Here is an 18,807-nt window from a genome sequence, read left to right as displayed (position 1 = left end):
GCATTAGCCCGATCAACGGAGTGAGCGGGCTGAGAACAACTCGCTTACTGATGGAAGTTCAGCGTCAGCATGGCGGTACGGCCGGGTGCCCACGTCGCATAGATCGGGTAAGCGCTGGCGTAGTACTTCTTGTCGAAGATGTTCTGCACGTTCAGTTGCAGATCCACCGAGCGCGACACGCGGTACGTGGCGACTGCGTCGAAGCGGGCGTAGCCCGGGGTCCACTTGCGAACGGTAGACGACACCGATGCGTAAGTCAGGCTCGAGAGCGTCATACCTGCGCCCAGCGTGAGCTTCGGCATCACTTCGTAGTCGGTCCACAGCGTGAGGTTGTGCTTGGGCACCATGACCATCGGCAGACCGTTCGAGCCCGGCGCAGCGGCCGGACCGGCGTCGGTCGTGATCGCGTTCAGGTACGAGTAGCCGCCGAACACACGCCAGTGGTTCGTCAGATTGCCCGCCCAGCCGAGTTCTGCACCGCGCACGCGCTGGCTGCCGGCGTTGATCGTGCCGCCCAGACCGTCGGAGACGCGAGCGTTCGTCTTGTCCGTCTGGAACAGGGCTGCGGTCAACGACAGGCGTTGGTCGATCACGTCCCACTTCGCGCCGACTTCAATGTTGCGGCTGCGCTCGGGCGACAGGTTCTTGTTGGTGGCGGTGATCTGATCGGTACCGCCGCCCAGACCGCTGTTCGCGCCCGGCGGGTTGGCCGACGTGCCGTACGACGCATACAGGCTCAACGAAGGCAGCACCTTGTAGACCACGCCCAACTGGAAGCTGAACAGGTTCGACGTGTTGTTCAGATCGGGTGCACCCGCTTGCACGGCGCTCACGTCGAAGCGGTCGAAGCGCGCACCGGCGTTAAGGAGCCAGCGGTCCGAGAGCTTCACGCTGTCGAACAGATAGGCCGATGCGGTGTTCGTGCGCGTGTTGGTGGCCGCACCCGGGAAGGCCTTGTCGCCATTGAGCGTGAGGCTACCGGTCCACGGATTGTCCGGGTTCCAGTTGCCGATGGTCGTGCAGTTGTACGGCACATTGCATAGACCCAACGAGTTCGTCGAGCGAATGTTATTACCGGCGCTATCCGAAACGAGATAGCCCTCATAGCGGCTTTGTTCGTTGCTGAATTCCAGGCCGGTTGTGAGCGTGTGTTCGAAGCCGAATAGCGTGGCTTTGCCGGTCAGTTCCGTCTGGTTGGCGATGCTGTTGGTCGCATATTTCCCGCTCTTCGCTTGCAGTGCGATGATGTTCGACGTTGCGTTCAGGAACTGCGGGTTCGTGGCGACGTAATCGAGCGTCGAGCGGCCGACCATCGTCGTGTTCTTGATCTTCCACGTGTCGTTGATGCGGTGTTCGACCTTGACTTCGCCGGTGTCCGTCTGACCGCGACGGTAATCTCGGTTGTTCAGGCCGTAGAACTGGTTGCGCTGGAAGCCGCCGTCGGGCGTGCCGCCCGCCGCGCGGAACGGTGCGCTGAAGTCCGGCATGTCATACGAATTCAAGTGGTAGTAGCTGATCGTGACGGTCGTCGGGCTGTTCAGGCCGAACGCCACCGACGGTGCGATACCCCAGCGCTTGCTGTAGACATTGTTGCGACCGGCCTGATCGGCGTCGTGCCCCATCATGTTCAGGCGCACGGCGGTCTGGTCATTCACCTGGCGGTTCACGTCCAGCGTCAGACGCTTGTAGCTGTTGGTCCCGAGACCGAAGCTCGCGTTGGTGAAGTCTTCCAGTCGCGGCGTCTTCGTGGTGATGTCGATGCTGCCACCCACGGCGCCACGTCCGGCGTAGACCGAGTCCGGGCCCTTGATGACACTGATGTTCTCGATGTCGAACGTCTCGCGATTCTGCACGCCGGAGTCGCGCATGCCGTCCACGAAAATCGAGTTACGCGATTCGAAGCCGCGAATGACCGGACGGTCGGCGGACGGGTTCGCCGCAGCGTCGCCACCGAGGAACGTGATGCCGGGCACGGTCTTGAGCGCGTCGGCGAAGGTCGTGGCGTTCGTCTGCTTGATCAGCTCTTCGGGAATGACGGTGATCGAGCGCGGGGTGTCGCGTAGCGGGGCGACGAACTTGTACGAGGGCAGCGTCTTCGTCTGCATGGCCGACGGCACGGCGCTGTCGTTGACCTGCGTCGTGGGCAGCGCGACGGCCGGGGCGTTGGTCGAACCCGTCGGCGTCGTGGCCTGCGGCGCGGCATCGGCGACGTTTGCGGGCGTTTGAGCGTGAGCGGATTGGGTGGAGAAGCTGCCAGCGACGACTAGGGCGCAGGCGACGGCGAGCAGACGCTCGCGCGTCTGAAAGGCGGTAGACATACGTGTGTTCCAGCTGCGGCGCCACCTTCGGACACTTCGCAGGCCAGGTAACGCACGGTTTAGTAGTTTTTGTTAATGAGATTGATATGGATTCTCATTACGGAAATGGAGTGTAATGACTTCGCTTTTGTATGTAAATGCTGAAAAGCGTATGCGGGATCGTATATTTCGATGGGTGGAACCGTCGAGGCTTCGGTTCACTGCGGCTTTTCGTCAGTCATAACGATCATTTTCCCGAGAGTCCGCAGAAATGATGGTTATGACCGACATTTTGGCGAGCGATTGACTACGCCGGTACCCGCCAATCGATGGGCGTCTTGCCGTGCTTTTCAAGGAAGGTGTTGGCGGCGCTGAAGTGACCGCAGCCGAGGAAGCCGCGATGGGCCGATAGCGGGGAAGGGTGCGGCGCTTCGAGCAGCAGATGGCCGTGACCGCTGAGCAGGGGGGTTTTTGCCTGCGCGTGGCTGCCCCAAAGCAGGAACACCAGCGGGCCTTGCTGTTCGGCGAGGCCGCAGAGCAAGGTGTCCGTGCAGGCTTGCCATCCGCCCTTCTTGAACGGCTTCGCGTGGCTCGCAGCATTGGCGGCTTCGACGGTGAGCGTCGTGTTCAGGAGTAGCACGCCCTGTTTCGCCCAGGCGTCGAGGTTGCCATGCGACGGCGGTGCGATGCCCAGATCCCGTTCGATCTCTTTGTAGATGTTGCGCAACGACGGCGGCACGCGCACGCCGCGCTGCACCGAAAACGCCATGCCATGCGCCTGCGCAATGCCGTTGTCGTCGCCGTGATACGGGTCCTGTCCGAGGATGACGACTTTCACGTCCTTCGGCGACGTCATGCGCAGCGCATGGAAAATGTCCGCCGGGTAGACGGTCTTGCCTGCCGCGACTTCAGCGTCGACGTACTGGCACAGCGGGACGTAAGCGTCGCTCTGTACGAACGGCGCGATGAGCGTTTTCCACGCGTCGGGCAGCGCAGCGAACTGATCTTCGATGCGGCCCTTCAACGGACCCGCCACGGTGACGGGACTGTCGGCGCTGTCATCCTGACGTGCAGGCGCAGTGCGCGCGATGCGCCCCGTGTCGTTCGGCTCGTCGAAGAGGGAGGCTTGTCGCGCCTCGTCAGTGTGCGCGGCGGTTGCGGTGCGTGAGCGTGATGCCATGCGTGATGTCTGCTGAAATAACGAATTCGTCTGAGGGCGAGGTCGAAGCGGAGGGGGAAGCGCTCAACCGCCCAGCACCTTTTGACGCAGACGATAGCCGCGCTGCGCTTTGCTGACGTTGTCGCTGTGCAATTCAGGCAAGACTGCGCGCAGGTCTTGCGCGAGCGCCTGGAGAATGCGTTCGCCCTGACCTTCGTGGTCGTCGTCTGGCGCATCCAGCAATTCCAGTTCCACTTCCACGAGCGGTTCCGTGTGACGCTGGCCGTCGGCCTGTACGGCGACTTCGCCACGATCGAACGCGATTTCAACGGCCGTGCCGTCACCCGCGACGTAGCGCCACAAGCGTCGCACGAAGTTCGTCTCGAACTGCGCCACGACCTTGGTGCCCTCGTCTCGCAACAGCGCGGCCGTTGCAGGCACGTCGCAGGCGGCGATCAGAGGATCGAGTTCAAGCGCCTCGCCGTGCACGGCCTGCTCCCACTCGTGACGCACATGCAGTCCGTCGCGCGCTTGTCCCACCGACTTCAGCGTTTGCAGCCACTGCCCGGCGTGACCGTCGCGGGCGACGTAGCGCAGACGCAGCGCGGCTTTGGCGCTCGCGAGCGCGAGATCCGGCGTATCGAAGTAACGATTGACGAGATGACGCTCGCCGCGCGCTTCAGTGCCGGGCAGACGGTCGAGATGAGCAATCAGCGCGTCGGCGCGTGCTGCGGCGAGGTCGCCCGGGAGGGCCAGTTTGAGTTCGCGTTCGATGGCCATGAGTGTCAGCGGGGCATGTCGAACAGGGTGGCGAGTGCGTCGCCCGGTTCGGGCGCGCGCATAAAGGCTTCGCCGACGAGAAAGGCATTGACGTTGGCTGCGCGCATGCGCGTTACGTCGTCACGCGAAAGGACACCCGACTCCGTCACGACCAGACGATCCTGCGGGATATATTTCAGCAGGCCGAGCGTCGTGTCGAGCGTGACTTCGAAGTTGTGCAGGTTGCGGTTGTTGATGCCCAGCAGCGGGGTGCGCAGTTCCAGTCCGGCGTCCACTTCCTGAGCGTCGTGCACTTCAACGAGCACGGCCATGCCCAACTCGTGCGCCTGCGCTTCTAGATCGCGCATCTGCGAGAGTTCGAGCGCAGCAGCGATGAGCAGAATGCAGTCGGCGCCCATCTCGCGTGCTTCGTACACCTGATACGCGTCGATCATAAAGTCCTTGCGCAGGACCGGCAGATCGCACGCCGCGCGCGCTGCCTTGAGGTACTCGGGCGCGCCCTGGAAAAACTGTACGTCGGTGAGTACCGACAGGCATGCCGCGCCGCCTTGCTGATATGACTCGGCGATCTGCGGTGGCACGAAGTTCTCGCGAATCACGCCCTTGGAGGGGCTGGCCTTCTTGATTTCTGCGATGACACCGGACAGGCCAGCATCGATCTTCGTGCGCAGTGCGCCCACGAAGTCTCGGGTGCGCAGCGCGCTGTCGCCAACGGTCGCTTCCGCGTCGCGGCGCAGGCTCGCGAGGTCACGCACGCGCTTTGCAGCGGCGACTTCTTCGGCCTTCACGGCCAGGATCTTGTCGAGAACGGTAGACATATCGGTAGATAACTCCGGGACGGCTGAAGGTTACGCCTTGAAGCGTTGCGTGTAAGTGACGAATTCGTGGAGCTTTTCGCGGGCCGCGCCGCTGGCGATGGACTCGCGCGCCATCTTGATGCCGTCGGCAATCGTCGGTGCGCGATTGGCTGCATAGAGTGCAGTTCCGGCGTTGAGCGTCACGATCTCACGGGCGGTGCCCTCGGTGTTGTTGAGCGCGTCGATCAGCATCGTCTTCGATTCCTCGGCGCTGCCGACCTTCAGGCTGCGGTTGCTCACCATCTGCAAACCGAAGTCTTCCGGGTGAATTTCATACTCGGTGACCTTGCCGTCCTTTAACTCGCCGACGAGCGTGGCAGCGCCGAGCGAGACCTCGTCCATACCGTCCTTGCCATAGACGACGAGCACGTGTTCCGCGCCCAGACGCTCCATCACGCGCACCTGAATGCCGACCAGATCCGGGTGAAACACGCCCATCAGCTGATTCGGTGCGCCAGCCGGATTCGTGAGCGGGCCGAGAATGTTGAAGATCGTACGCACGCCCATCTCCTTGCGGATGGCGGCCACGTTTTTCATCGCGGGATGATGGTTCGGTGCAAACATGAAGCCGATGCCGACTTCGCGCAGGCACTCGGCCACCTGTTCGGGCGAGAGCATGATGTTCACGCCGAGCGCTTCGAGCACGTCGGCGCTGCCCGACTTGGAGCTCACGCCACGGTTGCCGTGCTTGGCGACTTTCGCGCCTGCACCGGCGGCCACGAACATCGAGGCCGTCGAGATGTTGAACGTATGCGACACGTCGCCACCGGTGCCGACGATGTCGACGAAGTGCTCGTCGGCGGGGGCGTCCACGTGATTGGCGAACTCGCGCATGACCTGCGCGGCAGCGGCGATCTCGCCGATGGTTTCCTTCTTCACGCGCAGGCCGGTGATGATCGCGGCCGACATGACCGGCGAGATCTCGCCCTTCATGATGAGGCGCATCAGATGCAGCATCTCGTCGTGGAAGATTTCGCGGTGTTCGATCGTGCGCTGAAGCGCTTCTTGCGGGGTAATCATTGGTTGTCCTCTCCTCTGTCGGTGCTTGTCGGGTGAGTAGCGCGCATTCGCATTCGTTAAGTCAGGCGCGCTTTGGGCATGTCTCAGGCGGCAATGGCCGCACGCGGCGCAGCTTGCACAAAGTTGCGCAGCACGGCGTGGCCATGCTCCGACAGAATCGATTCGGGGTGAAATTGCACGCCTTCGACGTCGAGCGTCTTGTGGCGCACGCCCATGATCTCGCCGTCGTCCGTCCAGGCGGTGACTTCGAGACATTCCGGCAGCGAGGCGCGCTCGATGGCGAGCGAGTGGTAACGGGTGACGGTAAAGCGCTTGGGCAGATTCGCGAACACGCCTTGTTGCGTGGTTTCGATCTCGCTCACTTTACCGTGCATGATCTGTTGCGCGCGAATGACCTTGCCGCCGAACGCTTCACCAATGGCCTGATGGCCGAGGCAGACGCCGAGGATCGGAATTTCACCGGCAAAGCGCTTAAGTACGTCGAGCGTGATGCCGGCGTTGGCCGGGCAGCTCGGGCCGGGCGAGAGGCAAATGCGCTCGGGGGCAAGCTCGGCAATGGCGTCGAGCGAGATTTCGTCGTTGCGAAAGACTCGGACGTCTTCGCCCAGTTCACCGAAGTACTGGACGATGTTGTAGGTAAACGAGTCGTAGTTGTCGATCATCAGCAGCATGATGGTCCCTGTTCGTCTGGTGACAAAGGATTGTCGAACGCATGGAATTAGCGAGTGTCCCCTGAGCGTGCCCCCACATTGACTTCGCGATCCGCGGGGGAGGGCGCTATGGGGATGAGATAGACGTGGCGGGTTACCGCCACCAGCGCAGGGCGGCGGTCAGGGGCGACCAGAGGAGGGAGGAAGACTGATGCGACTTCATGGTGATGCCGATTGTAGCAGCAACTCCCGCGTGCCGTGAACGGGTGTCGCAAAAAGCGGCCATTCGACGAAATTTGGGCGTTTTATGGCCGATTCTCGCAAGAATGTGCGCCTGAAGCCCATCAGTCTTAGCCGATTCTGCGACGACGGGTCGCTGCGCAGACATGGGCGACCCGCGGTCGTCAGCCGCCCCGTCAGAGCGCGCGAGACGCTGGTGAACCGGCTTGAATTACTTTCCGGTCTTGCGAGTCGCAGGGGTTTGCTGAAGGTGACGATGCAGCGTGTCGTGCAAACGCGCGGCCGTGAGTTCGCCGAGATGGGCCTCGACGAGGCGGCCATTCGTATCGAAATACAGCGTGGTAGGCAGGGCGCGCGCCCCGGCCGCTTGCATGGCTGCTGACTGGGGGTCGAGCAGCAGGTGGTCGAACGTCAATCCTTGCGATTGCACGAACTCGGCGACCGTCTGCGCCGACTCGCCCTGATTGATCATCAGGAAGCGCATGCCGGGATAGTCCGCCTGCGCCTGCGCGAGCACCGGCATCTCGCGTCGGCACGGCGGGCACCAACTGGCCCAGAGATTCATCACGATCGGTTGACCGCGATGACTGTCTAGTGCGACCGCGCGTCCGTCGAGGCTGGAGAGCGTGAGCGACGGTAGTGGCGGGGCGTCGCGCAGCGCGACGCTCATGCCGGTGAGCATCACGCCCCAGATGGCGAGACCCACGGCCATGCCTGCGAGCATCGGCCGTCGCTGCGTTCGATGACGGCGGGTGCGCCACAGACCCCATGCGAGCGCGGCGAGGGCACCGGCCCAGACGTTGAAGCCACCGTCGCCAATGGCAACGAACGACCACGGCCGCGCAGCGTATTCGGGCCACCAGCGGATGACGTAGACCGCACGCGCGGCGAGCAGACCGACGAAGAGGGCGTCGAGCAGCACGCTGGCTGCCACGCGTCGGGATGGCGCATCCGTCTTTCGCAGGAGATAGCGCGCCACCAGCCACGCAATGATGGCCGCTGTCGCGAGGGCTGCCGTCTTCGCGGAGAACGGGCCGAGTCCAATCATGAAGCCTCCGTGTTTTGTGCCGCATCGAGCCGTTGCAGGAACGTCTGTGCGGTCATTTCCCCGACCATGCGATGCGCGCGCACTTCCTTGCCCGTCGCGTCGATGAGGATGAGTGTGGGCGGTCCCATCACGCCCCATCGCTTCATCAGTGCCTGATCGATGTCGTCGTTCTTCGTGACGTCGGGACGCAGCACCTGCATGCTCGCCAGACGCGCGGCCACTGCCGGATCCCCGAACACGTTGCGCTCGATGACGTGGCAACTCACGCACCAGTCGGCGTAGAAATCGATGAGTGTCCATTGCCCTCTGGCGGAGGCTTGCGCGATGCGTGCGTCCACGTCCTGTGGGGACTTGACGCTGACGTATTCCACCGACTTGCCCGCGCGCTGGCCTGCGCCGTCGTTTCCGGCGAGCGTCACGCTACCCGGCCGTTCCAGCGGGCGCAACAACGACTCACTGCCCGAGGCTGCGCCAACCAGCAGCAGTATCGACCAAAGGGTGGCGAGCGTCGAGGTGAACACCAGCGTCCAGCATGCCGGGGTGCCGCGAAGCGCCCACGCCCAGCCCGCGATGCCGACGGCCAGACCGACGCCGAGCGCGCCCCACAGCGCGAGGGTCACGTGTCCGGGCAGGAAGCGGCTCAGCATTTCGATGGCCATCCCCGCCATCACATAACCGAAGGCGATACGCACACGCACCATCCACGGTCCCGGGCGGGGCAGGATACGCGCGCCGAACAGCGAAATTGCCAGCAACGGCATACCCATGCCGAGGCCCATCGAGAACAGCGCGCCGCCACCGATCCACGCATTGCCCGTCTGACTGATGTAGAGCAGCGCACCCGCCAGCGGTGCCGTCATACATGGCCCGACGAGCAGGGCGGAGAGGAAGCCGAGCGCGGCCGCCCCCGCGAGACTGCCGCCCGTGCGGTTGCGCCCTGCGGCGTCCAGGCGATCCATGATGAAGGCGGGCAGGCGCAGTTCGAACAGTCCGAACAGCGACGCGGCGAGTACCAGAAAGAGCGCGGCGAACGCGCTCAGAAGCCACGGCGCTTGCAGCGTTGCCTGAAGGTTGGCCCCAGCCAATGCGGCAGCGACCCCGACGCTCGCATAGGTGAGCGCCATGGCGACGACATACGCCGACGAGAGCGCCAAAGCGCGCCACGGCGAAGGACGGTTGCCAACGATCATCGTCGACACGATGGGCACCATCGGCAGCACACATGGCGTGAACGCCAGCAGCAGGCCGAAGCCGAAAAACAGCAACGTCGCGGCGATGGGATCGAGTGCTGCGAGCTGGGCGGCGGCGGCCTGATCGGCGGCCAGCGACTCGGTGTCGCCAACCGTTTCAGGCGCCGCTGCCGTGGCCACTGCATTTACGGCAGCGGCGTCTGAGGTCTCGCTTGAACCCGCCGCCCCCGAGGTCTCGACCGGAGCGGTGAGGGCCGCCAGCATCGAAGACGCGTCGCTCGCCTGGACGGGCGGAGCATCGCCGGACAGCGAAATCCTCACCTTTTGCGGGGGGTAGCAGATGCCCGCCTTCGCACAGCCTTGCCAATGAAACGTGATGAAGTTCGACGTCGATGCAGGCAACTTCAGTTGCAGATCGTCGTCATAGTAGATCTCGCTTTCTCCGAAGAACTCGTCGACGTGCCTGGTGCCTTCGGGTAGCGAGAAGGGAACCGGTTTGCCGCTGGCGTCCTCCACGCGAATCGAATGACGATACACGTAGTGGTCCTTAGCAATCTTGCCGCCGATGACAATGCCATCGTCCACGCGACGGGGCGCATCGAGACGCAGCACTTGGGAGACGTCGAGCACCTGATCGCCGGATTGCCACGGCAGCGCGGCAGCGGCGGGCGTCACGAGGGTGACGCGAAGCGCGCCGAGCGCGCTGAGCAAAATCACAAAGATGAAAACTATTCGACGAAGCAATCTGTCCTCCTCGGGTCGATCGAAGCAAGACAGAGCGTGGCGCAGGACGATTAACCGAGAGTTAACGCGGCATCCCGCCGTCCACCATGCATCAACGCGATGCGCGATATACGTAACATGTCGCGAGGCGTGAAAGCGGCGTCGGAGACGCCAAGGAGAGGCCTGAATCAATGCGAGTACTGCTGGTAGAGGACGATCCGCTGATTACAAGCGGCATCGTTGCGGGGCTTTCGACTTTGGGAATTCACGTCGAGGCGAGCGCGTGCGGCGAGGCGGCGATGGCGGCGCATGCCGAGAACAGCTTCGACGCACTGGTGCTCGATCTCGGGCTACCTGATGGCGACGGTCTCGACCTGATTGCCAGCGTTCGCGCCGTCGAGCCGGACATACCCGTGTTGATCCTCACTGCGCGCGACGGCATCGAACACCGGATCTCGGGGTTGAATGCCGGGGCCGACGACTACATGAGCAAACCCTTCGACCTGCGCGAACTGGCAGCGCGCCTGCATGCGCTGGTGCGACGCACGCATGGACGCGCCGCGCAGGTCATCGAGGCCGGTCCGTTGCGGCTCGATCCTGCGAGCGGGTTGGCGTGGCTAGAAGGTGAACCGGTCGAACTGTCGCGTCGCGAGGTGGATTTGCTCGCGTACCTGGCGAGCAGCCGGGGGCGCTGGTTGTCGCCGGACATGCTGCACGTGCGGCTTTACGGTATGACGGAGCGCGTCAACAGCAATGTGCTGAACGTTCACATACATAACGTGCGTCGCAAGTTGGGATGCGACGCGATTCAGACTGCGCGCGGCCTGGGATATCGGTTGGGATGGAGCTTGTCATGAGCCTTCGATTTAGGGCTGTGCTGATCGCTGGCGTGGCGCTGATCGTCCTGTGGATGGTGGCGGCGGGATGGATGATGCGCGGTGTACGCGCGAGTCTTGACGAGGCGCTCGACGAGCGTCTGGCGATGTCGGCCAACATGGTGGCGGGCCTGATGGCGCGCGCGGCATTCTCGCCGCATCCCGAGCCGAGAGATTGGGGCGAGGTCATTCGCGCGGGCGGTAGTGACGGCATCGCCTGCGAAATCCGGTCGTTGCAGGGCGCGGTGCTGGCGCACACGGATGGCAGTCCCAAGACGTCGGCGATGACGTTGCCGACGGGTTTCAGCACAAGAGAGATCGACGGCCGCCACTGGCGCATCTATGTGTTGCAGGACGCGGGCGGATATCAGGTGATGACGGCGGACCTCGTCAAGCGTCGCGCGGTCTTGACGAATGGCATGTTGCAGGCGGCTGGCATTCCATTCCTGATTGCGGTCATTGGCGGTCTGATGGCGTTGTGGATCGGTATCGGAAGGGGACTGATGCCACTGAAGACGTTACGGGCAACGTTGCGTGGAAAGCGGACTGACGACACGACGCCGGTGGATATTGGAAAGGTGCCGAAGGAGTTGAAGCCGGTGGTAGTGGCGTTGAATGGTTGGCTGGACAGATTGGCGCAGACGTTGGCGGGCCAGAGGGCGTTCACGGATGGCGCGGCGCATGAGTTGCGAACGCCGTTGACGGCAATCGATACGCATTTGCAGGTGGCGGCGTTGACGCAGGGGAGTGTGTCGAAGCGGGCGTTGCAACAGGCGAGTGCGGGCGTGAAGCGACTGGGCCACACATTGGATCAGTTGATGACCTTGGCGCGGACGGAAGCGCCGATCCACGAGCACGACAAATGCGAGTCGATGAAGGAGGTAATCGAGGAGGTTTTGACTGAAATGGGAGAGACGGATCGGGGCCCCTTTTCAATGGGAGTTGGGTCTATGTCTGAGCAGGGGAAAGGGGCCCCGGTCCGTCGTCGAAGTGGCAGGGTCCTGGTTAGCATTTCGGAGACGGACAAAGGATCGGTGTTACCGCGTTCGATGCTGGCGACGGCATTAAGAAACTTGTTAGACAACGCGATGCGTTACTCTCCGGCGGGCAGCGAGATTACGTTGTCGGTGATATCGGACGAACCGAACCGAAGATATTGCATAGAGGTAAGCGACCGAGGGCCGGGACTTGCTGCTGCACGTACGGAGCAACTGGGTCAGCGATTCTGGCGGGGCGACCAGGGGCGTCGGCGCGGTGAGGGGGCAGGTTTGGGCATCTCCATCGTGCAGGCGATCGCGAGGCGTTTCGACGCAACGCTTGAGTTCGCGCCGCGCGAGGGTGGGGGATTGGTGGCGCGATTGTGCGTGCCTATGGGGGACGGTATGGATGGCGGCGACGCGTCGCGCGTCGCCGCCGTGTCGACGGTTAGTTCGTCTTCTTCGCTCGCGACGTCCGTGTAGATTTGGCGACGGCCGTCGTGGCGGCTTTCTTCGCGGCAGTCGTCCCCTTGCGAGGTGTGGTGGCCGGTGAGGTAGCTTTGCGACTCGTTGTGGCGCGAGGCTTAGCCGCTACGCTCGCCTTACCGGCCCCATCCACGTCGGCCTCGCGCTTTTGCGCGGCCCGTTCGAAGACGGCGAGCACGCGTTCCAGATCGTTTTGCTCGTCATCCTCCAGCGGCACCGCGAAACTCAGCTCCTTCACGGCCTTCGCCACCAGCCGGATCGATGCAGGCGACGCATGTGCCAACATGCCGGGAATGGCCTCCATCGCAGCATTCGGGGCCATGCGCAGCAAACCCGCCTGACGTCGAATGATCTCGCGGAAGCGCTCAATCGAAATCTCGGCGTCGCCGCGCGGCAACGAGCGCGCGAGATTGAACTGCCGCTCGTCCGCTTCGCCATGCAGACGGTGTACCCAGAGCAACGCCCGAATCCCCGCTTCCAGCACACCGCCCTGACGCACTTCGTGACGGCGCAGTTCCAGCGCTTCCTTCACGAATGCCACATGCTCGGGCGACGTACCCGGATGCACCCGCACGGCCGTACCGTCGCTGCCATGCAAGCCGGCGAGCGCCTGCACCCACGGCTGACCGTAGATCGTCTCGAACGCCTTCTCGTAGCCGTCGTCGCGCATGTCGCGGTAGAAGTTCAGCGATTCTTCAATGGCCGTCGACACGGCCGTCTCCAAAGCGAGGAACGGATTGTCGGAAGACACGGCATGACGCGTCTGCCGCACGCGTTCAGCCTTCTCGGCGAAGGGGGCCGCAAACGGATTGCGATCCGACCACAGCTCGTAGCTCACCCGCAGGGGATGCAGCAGCCGCATCCAGTACGCCGACGTCGGCGTCACCATCGCGCGCACCCACGGCTGCACGAGACTTCGATACAACCCCAGATGAATGTCGGACAGGTGCGCCACCGCCGCGAAACGGCGGTCGCTTTGCGTATCCGGTTGCACGATGGCGCGCACGTCCTCCACGCTGCGGCGTTGAATCGACATCACGTAATCGCCTTCGGCCAGCTCGCCGTGCAGCGTGTCGTCGGTCTTGTCGGCGATCTGCGCCTGATAAATGCCCGCGGGCAACACGTCGATCAGATCGATGTTGTTGACGAACTTGCGATGCTCCTTACGCCCGGTGCTGCCCGACACGAAGATGCCGAGATGGCCAATGCTGTCGTGCGTCGCGTAGACGATGGTCTGATCGTGACTGAGCACTTCCGCATCGTCTCGATACATGTCCGTCACGAAGCCGAGCGCTTGCGGCGGCGGTGTGATGTTGTCGCCGTAAGAACAGAACACCACGATGGGCGAGCGGATGTTGCGCAGGTCGAGCCGGATGCCGTCGCTCGTGATCAGCTCCGCGCTCGTGAGTCGGTTGCCGACGAACAGATTGTCGACGATGTATTGCATCTCCTGCGCGTTCAGGAAGACGTGCCCACCCCAGTACTTCTCGAAGCCGAGATAGCGCTGTGCCTCCGTATCGACGTTCGCATACAGGTGATACTTCTTGCGCCAGAGCGTGTTCGCCGGATCGAGATTCTCGAAGTTCTGCACCAGCCACGCGCCGTCGAACCGGCCGTCGCCGAGATCGCTCGTGAGCGCCGTGAGCCAGCTGCCGCCGAGCAGACCGCCGGAGTAGCGCATCGGATTGCGTCCGCGCCAGCCCGCCCAATAGGACACCGGCGCGCCCGCCACGATGATCGGGCCGAACAGCTCGGGGCGCATCGCGGCTGTCATCAGAATCTGCCATCCGGCCTGACAGTTGCCGATGACCGCGGGCTTGCCCGCGCTTTCGGGATGCATCGAAATGACCTTCTCGAGAAACGCCGCTTCGGCGCGCATCACGTCCTCGACCGTTTGTCCGGGGACCGGGTCGGGCAGGAAGCCGACGAAATAGCACGGATGGCCCGCGCGCAATGCCGCACCGATCTCGCTGTCGGGCTTGAAGCCGCCGATGCCCGGGCCGTGCCCCGCACGCGGATCGACGACGACGAACGGGCGCGCGTTGGGCAGCGTGGGCGTATCCTTCGGCGGCACGATGCGCATCAGGCAATAGTTGCAGGGACGCGGCAACTCGTGGGCGTCGAGAATCACCTCGGCGTCGAAGTCGAGCACGTTGGGGGCCGATTCGGCCAGATGCTCCTGATACTGATTGCCGCGCTGACGCATGACGTCGGCAAACAACACGCTGCGCTGCCACGCGTCGACCGCGTACTCGGCGGCGGCTGACATCCACGGCAGATTCGCGAGCCACGGATTAGCGGCCAGCCACGGCGCGTCGCCGGTAGCGGCGGACGATGTAGCGCGAGCACTTCGAGGGGACTGAGACGAGCGGCGTTCCAGTGCGGCAGACGACTTGGCGGGCATGGCAATGACCTCACAAATCCGGCATGACAGGGGTGACGAACGCCGCATCGGAGACTGACCAGCGCATGGCTGACCAGAGGGGAGACCGGCGTCAGACCTTCGTCATGCCATCGAACTGAGCGTGCGACGAAAACGTCGCAGCGAGAAGGCGAAGAACACCGCGCCGATGACCGCGAGCGCTGCGAACTGCACCCACACGACGCCGATCCCGGCGCCACGGAACAGAATCGCCTGACCCAGTTCGACGAAGTGCGTCGTGGGCGCGGCGAGCATCACGTCCTGCACCAGCTTCGGCATGCTTTCGCGCGGCGTGTTCCCGCCCGAGAGCATTTGCAGCGGGAGCAGCACCAGAATCAACAACATGCCGAACTGCGGCATCGAGCGGGCAAGCGTCGCGAGAAAGATGCCCATCGACGTCGTAGCGAACAGGTGCAGCGTGGCCCCCAACAGGAACAACGCCACCGACCCGCCAATCGGCACGTGCAGCGCGCCGCTCACGATCAGCCACAGCGACATGGCCGCCGCCATCAGCACGACCAGCCCCATCGACCACACTTTCGCCAGCATGATCTCGGTCGGTGTCACCGGCATGACGAGCAAATGCTCGATGGTGCCGTGCTCGCGCTCCCGGATCAGTGCCGCGCCCGTCAGAATGATCGACAGCATCGTGATGTTGTTGATGATCTGCATCAGCGCGCCGAACCACGCCCGCTCCAGCGTCGGATTGAAGCGCACGCGCAACGCCAGGTCGACGGGCAACTCCGGCGTGGATCGGTATCGCTGGAGGAATTCGCGCACTTCCGCCGACACGATCTGCTGCACGTAGCCGCTGCCCGAGAACGCCTGACTCATGCGCGTGGCGTCGACGTTGAGCTGCACTTCGGCCGCGCGCCCCGCCAGCACGTCGCGCTGGAAGTTCGGCGGGATGTTCAGCGCAAATGTGTATGCGCCCTCGTCCATGCCCCGATCGACAGCGTTCGCCGTAATCATTTGCGGCGTGGTGAATTGCGGCGGGTAGAACGCCGAGACGATGCGCTGCGAGAGCGGCGAGGCGTCTTCGTCCACGATGGCGATGGGAGCCATGTGCAACGTCTCGGGTTGCGCCGTGGCCGACGAATAGACGGACGCCGTGAACGTGTAGATGATGAGCACAAGCATCATCGGGTCGCGCACGAGGCTCCAAAGCTCCTTCACGCCGAGCCGGTAGATGTTCGCAACGTGTCGCAACCACGGATGCCTGCGACGCGGCGGCGTGGCGCTGGCGTCGTGCGCGGTGGAGGAGGCTTGCGGTGCGTTCGGGCTAGCCATCACTTGTCCTGTTTCTTGAGCAGCAGGACCGTCGCGCCCAGAATCACGGGCACGGCGATGAGCATCGGCCAGAAGGCGTTGCCGAGATCGCCGAAGCCGAGCGCCTTGTTGAAGACGCCGCGACTGATGATCAGCATGTAAGTCGCCGGATAGATCTCGCCGATGAACCGGCCCGAGCCCTCCATCGACGGCACAGGTGTGAGCATGCCGGAGAACTGAATCGCCGGAATCATCGTGCCGATCATCGTGAAGAACAGGGCCGCGATCTGACTGCGGGTAAAGGTGGACGCGAGCAGGCCGATACCCGTGGCGACCACGTTGAAAATGAAGACCGCGGTAATCAGCGTCAGGAAGCTGCCTTTGATGGGCACGCCGAAGAGGGTCACAGCGATGAGCGCCATGAGCAGGAAGTTCAGCATGGCGAGCGCCACATACGGAATCTGCTTGCCGATCAGGAATTCCGTGCGTGTGACGGGCGTCACGTAAAGATTCAGGATCGAGCCGAGTTCCTTCTCGCGTACGACGGAGAGCGCCGTGAGCATTGCCGGGAGCATCAGCAACAGCAACGGAATCACGGCCGGGACCATCGCAGGAAGACTCTTGACGTCGGGGTTGTAGCGATAGCGTGTCTCGATGTCGAGCGACGCCGTCGGTTTGACGCCGAGCCGTCGCAAGGACTGATCGGCCAGCCAGTTCTGATGCATGCCTTGAACATAGCCTTGCACGGTTTCGGCGCGCATCGGCATCGCGCCGTCGATCCACGCGCCGATCTGCACGGCTTTGCCACGTGACACGTCGCGCGCGAAACCCGGTGGAATCTCGATGGCCAGTGCGAGTTCGCCGTCGCGCAGGCGCCGGTCCATGTCGTCGTAATCGGTGATGGGGGGCTGTTCGATGAAGTAACGTGACCCCGCGATGTTGAGCGCGTAGTTCTGACTCATTGTGGTCTGGTCGCGGTCGAGCACTGCGTAGCGCAGATCCTCGACGTCCATGCTGATGCCGTACCCCATCACCAGCATGAGCACGAGCGAGCCGACCAGCGCCAGCGTGGCGCGCACCGGATCGCGCTGCAACTCCAGCGTCTCGCGCCAGAGGTAGCTGATCATCCGGCCGACCGAGAAGCCCTTGAGCTTCGCGTGTGACGGTGTCGCAGCGGTGGCGGCCACTTCCGACTTTGGTGTCTCGGGGGCTTCCGGGGTGCCCCCACCGGCCTCCACCAGATATTCGATGAACGCCTGTTCGAGCGTGTGCGCGCCTTTGTCCTTCGTGATCTTCGCTGGCGGATCGGAGACAAGTACCTTGCCCGCGTGCATCAGCGAGATGCGGTCGCAGCGGTCGGCCTCGTTCATGAAGTGCGTGGAGATGAAGATCGTCACGCGGTCACGCCGGGACAACTCCACCAGCAGCCGCCAGAAGTTGTCGCGCGCAACCGGATCGACGCCGGACGTCGGTTCGTCGAGGATCAGCAGTTCGGGCTTATGCACCATGGCCACGGCTAGCGACAGACGCTGGCGCATGCCGAGCGGGATGCTGTCGGGGAGGGAGTCGAGCACCTCGGCCAGTCCGAAGCGGTGCACCATCTCGTCGACACGTGCGTCGACCTCCGCCTCGGGTACGTGGAACAGTCGCGCATGCAGCACGAGGTTCTGATGGACCGTCAGTTCGGTGTAGAGCGAGAACGCCTGCGACATGTAGCCCACGCGACGGCGCGTGTCGATGTCCTTCGGGTCGACCTCATGACCGAACAGCCACGCCTGTCCTTCGCTCGCTTGCAGCAGACCCGTGAGCATCTTCATCGTGGTCGACTTGCCGCAGCCGTTCGAGCCGAGGAAGCCGAAGATTTCGCCACGACGAATCCGGAAGTCCACATGATCGACGGCGACGAAATCGCCGAAGCGCATCGTCAGCCCTTTGGCCTCGATGGCGATCTCGGTGTGTTCGTCGATATGCAACGGCGGGATCACGACCGGCTCGTAGCCGCGTTTCTTCTCCTCCGGCAGCAGATCGATGAAGGCGGCTTCGAGGTTATCGCGCTGCGTGCGCGCAAGCAGTTCGGCCGGTGTGCCGGTCGCCAGGATATTGCCTGCGTCCATGGCGACGAGCCAGTCAAAACGCTGTGCTTCGTCCATGTAGGCGGTCGCGACGATCACACTCATCGCCGGACGTTCGCGTCGGATGCGCGCAATCAGATCCCAGAACTGCGCGCGGGCGAGCGGGTCTACGCCCGTGGTCGGCTCGTCGAGAATCAGCAGATCGGGGTCGTGGATCAGCGCACAGCACAGACCGAGCTTCTGCTTCATGCCGCCGGAGAGCTTGCCCGCCGGACGATCCAGGAACGGATGCAGACCCGTGCTGCGCGTGAGGTCGTCGATGCGACGGCGTCGCTCGGCGGCATCGTGACCGAACAGGCGCGCGAAGAACTGCAGGTTCTCCTCGACAGAGAGCGTCGGATACAGGTTCTTGCCCAGCCCCTGCGGCATGTAGGCGATGCGCGGGCAGACGAGGTCACGGTGCGCTTTGCTTGCCATGTCGCCGCCGAGCGCCTCGACGGTGCCCGTCTGCACGGCACGTGCGCCTGCGATGAGCGAGAGCAGCGTCGATTTGCCGACACCGTCCGGCCCGATCAGCCCGACCATGCAGTTCGCCGGGATGTCGATGGAGACGCTATCGAGCGCGACCGTCTTGCGACCGTACTTCAGCGTGACGTCAACGACATGAACGACCGCTGGTGCGCCGTGCCCGGGCGTGTGTCTGCCGTTCTCAGGTAAGGAGGAGTCCGTCATGACGCGCGGC

13 protein-coding genes are annotated in these 18,807 nt (G+C 63.6%); 2 read left to right on the top strand and 11 right to left on the bottom strand.

Annotated elements, in window-relative coordinates:
- Positions 1-44: 44 nt before the first annotated feature.
- The 8 genes from NA29_RS22695 to dsbD form a co-directional block, all read right to left on the bottom strand.
- Positions 45-2,318: a TonB-dependent receptor gene (locus NA29_RS22695; RefSeq protein ID WP_039393411.1), complete on the bottom strand. Its 2,274-nt coding sequence runs from the start codon at positions 2,316-2,318 to the stop codon at positions 45-47.
- Between the two features lie 286 nt (positions 2,319-2,604).
- A complete protein-coding gene (locus tag NA29_RS22690) occupies positions 2,605-3,477 on the bottom strand; it encodes a uracil-DNA glycosylase (RefSeq protein WP_039393408.1) in 873 nt (290 codons plus the stop codon).
- 63 nt (positions 3,478-3,540) lie between these two features.
- Positions 3,541-4,236 (bottom strand): CYTH domain-containing protein, encoded by a 696-nt coding sequence (locus tag NA29_RS22685; RefSeq protein ID WP_039393406.1) that lies wholly within the window; start codon positions 4,234-4,236, stop codon positions 3,541-3,543.
- Between the two features lie 5 nt (positions 4,237-4,241).
- Positions 4,242-5,054, bottom strand: a complete 813-nt coding sequence (trpC, locus tag NA29_RS22680; RefSeq protein WP_039393403.1) for an indole-3-glycerol phosphate synthase TrpC — start codon at positions 5,052-5,054, stop codon at positions 4,242-4,244.
- A 30-nt stretch (positions 5,055-5,084) separates the two neighbouring features.
- Positions 5,085-6,113 carry an anthranilate phosphoribosyltransferase gene (gene trpD / locus NA29_RS22675; protein ID WP_039393400.1) on the bottom strand — a complete coding sequence of 343 codons (1,029 nt, stop codon included), beginning with the start codon at positions 6,111-6,113 and terminating at the stop codon, positions 5,085-5,087.
- Between the two features lie 83 nt (positions 6,114-6,196).
- Complete coding sequence (locus NA29_RS22670) at positions 6,197-6,784, bottom strand: anthranilate synthase component II (RefSeq protein ID WP_039393399.1); 588 nt, start codon at positions 6,782-6,784, stop codon at positions 6,197-6,199.
- A gap of 430 nt (positions 6,785-7,214) precedes the next feature.
- A complete protein-coding gene (locus NA29_RS22665) occupies positions 7,215-8,051 on the bottom strand; it encodes a TlpA disulfide reductase family protein (protein WP_039393398.1) in 837 nt (278 codons plus the stop codon).
- Positions 8,048-9,985 (bottom strand): protein-disulfide reductase DsbD, encoded by a 1,938-nt coding sequence (dsbD, locus tag NA29_RS22660; RefSeq protein ID WP_039393397.1) that lies wholly within the window; start codon positions 9,983-9,985, stop codon positions 8,048-8,050. Before dsbD ends, NA29_RS22665 begins: the two co-directional genes overlap by 4 nt.
- A 170-nt stretch (positions 9,986-10,155) precedes the next feature.
- Here dsbD and NA29_RS22655 point away from each other — a divergent pair, with 170 nt between their 5' ends.
- Entirely contained in the window at positions 10,156-10,821 is a 666-nt protein-coding gene (locus NA29_RS22655) for a response regulator transcription factor (RefSeq protein WP_039393396.1), read from the top strand.
- A 32-nt stretch (positions 10,822-10,853) separates the two neighbouring features.
- A complete protein-coding gene (locus tag NA29_RS22650; RefSeq protein ID WP_231965089.1) occupies positions 10,854-12,299 on the top strand; it encodes an ATP-binding protein in 1,446 nt (481 codons plus the stop codon).
- Here the strand turns inward: NA29_RS22650 and NA29_RS22645 are convergent.
- The 3 genes from NA29_RS22645 to rbbA form a co-directional block, all read right to left on the bottom strand.
- Entirely contained in the window at positions 12,265-14,706 is a 2,442-nt protein-coding gene (locus tag NA29_RS22645; protein WP_084104056.1) for a DUF3141 domain-containing protein, read from the bottom strand. The genes NA29_RS22650 and NA29_RS22645 overlap by 35 nt on opposite strands.
- 102 nt (positions 14,707-14,808) lie before the next feature.
- Positions 14,809-15,933: an ABC transporter permease gene (locus NA29_RS22640; RefSeq protein WP_039401472.1), complete on the bottom strand. Its 1,125-nt coding sequence runs from the start codon at positions 15,931-15,933 to the stop codon at positions 14,809-14,811.
- Between the two features lie 80 nt (positions 15,934-16,013).
- Positions 16,014-18,797, bottom strand: coding sequence for a ribosome-associated ATPase/putative transporter RbbA (gene rbbA / locus NA29_RS22635; RefSeq protein ID WP_084104052.1), 2,784 nt, complete (start codon positions 18,795-18,797; stop codon positions 16,014-16,016).
- Positions 18,798-18,807: the final 10 nt, after the last annotated feature.

Source organism: Pandoraea sputorum (assembly GCF_000814845.2).
GTDB lineage: Bacteria > Pseudomonadota > Gammaproteobacteria > Burkholderiales > Burkholderiaceae > Pandoraea > Pandoraea sputorum.
Note: the sequence above shows the minus strand (reverse complement) of the source record. Positions and strands in the feature narration are given on the sequence as shown.

What these genes read in the sequence shown, in the direction of transcription:
- NA29_RS22695 (WP_039393411.1), bottom strand. Translation starts at nt 2,318, where the DNA reads ATGTCTACCGCCTTTCAGACGCGCGAGCGTCTGCTCGCCGTCGCCTGC.
- NA29_RS22690 (WP_039393408.1), bottom strand. Translation starts at nt 3,477, where the DNA reads ATGGCATCACGCTCACGCACCGCAACCGCCGCGCACACTGACGAGGCG.
- NA29_RS22685 (WP_039393406.1), bottom strand. Translation starts at nt 4,236, where the DNA reads ATGGCCATCGAACGCGAACTCAAACTGGCCCTCCCGGGCGACCTCGCC.
- trpC (WP_039393403.1), bottom strand. Translation starts at nt 5,054, where the DNA reads ATGTCTACCGTTCTCGACAAGATCCTGGCCGTGAAGGCCGAAGAAGTC.
- trpD (WP_039393400.1), bottom strand. Translation starts at nt 6,113, where the DNA reads ATGATTACCCCGCAAGAAGCGCTTCAGCGCACGATCGAACACCGCGAA.
- NA29_RS22670 (WP_039393399.1), bottom strand. Translation starts at nt 6,784, where the DNA reads ATGCTGCTGATGATCGACAACTACGACTCGTTTACCTACAACATCGTC.
- NA29_RS22665 (WP_039393398.1), bottom strand. Translation starts at nt 8,051, where the DNA reads ATGATTGGACTCGGCCCGTTCTCCGCGAAGACGGCAGCCCTCGCGACA.
- NA29_RS22655 (WP_039393396.1), top strand. Translation starts at nt 10,156, where the DNA reads ATGCGAGTACTGCTGGTAGAGGACGATCCGCTGATTACAAGCGGCATC.
- NA29_RS22645 (WP_084104056.1), bottom strand. Translation starts at nt 14,706, where the DNA reads ATGCCCGCCAAGTCGTCTGCCGCACTGGAACGCCGCTCGTCTCAGTCC.
- rbbA (WP_084104052.1), bottom strand. Translation starts at nt 18,797, where the DNA reads ATGACGGACTCCTCCTTACCTGAGAACGGCAGACACACGCCCGGGCAC.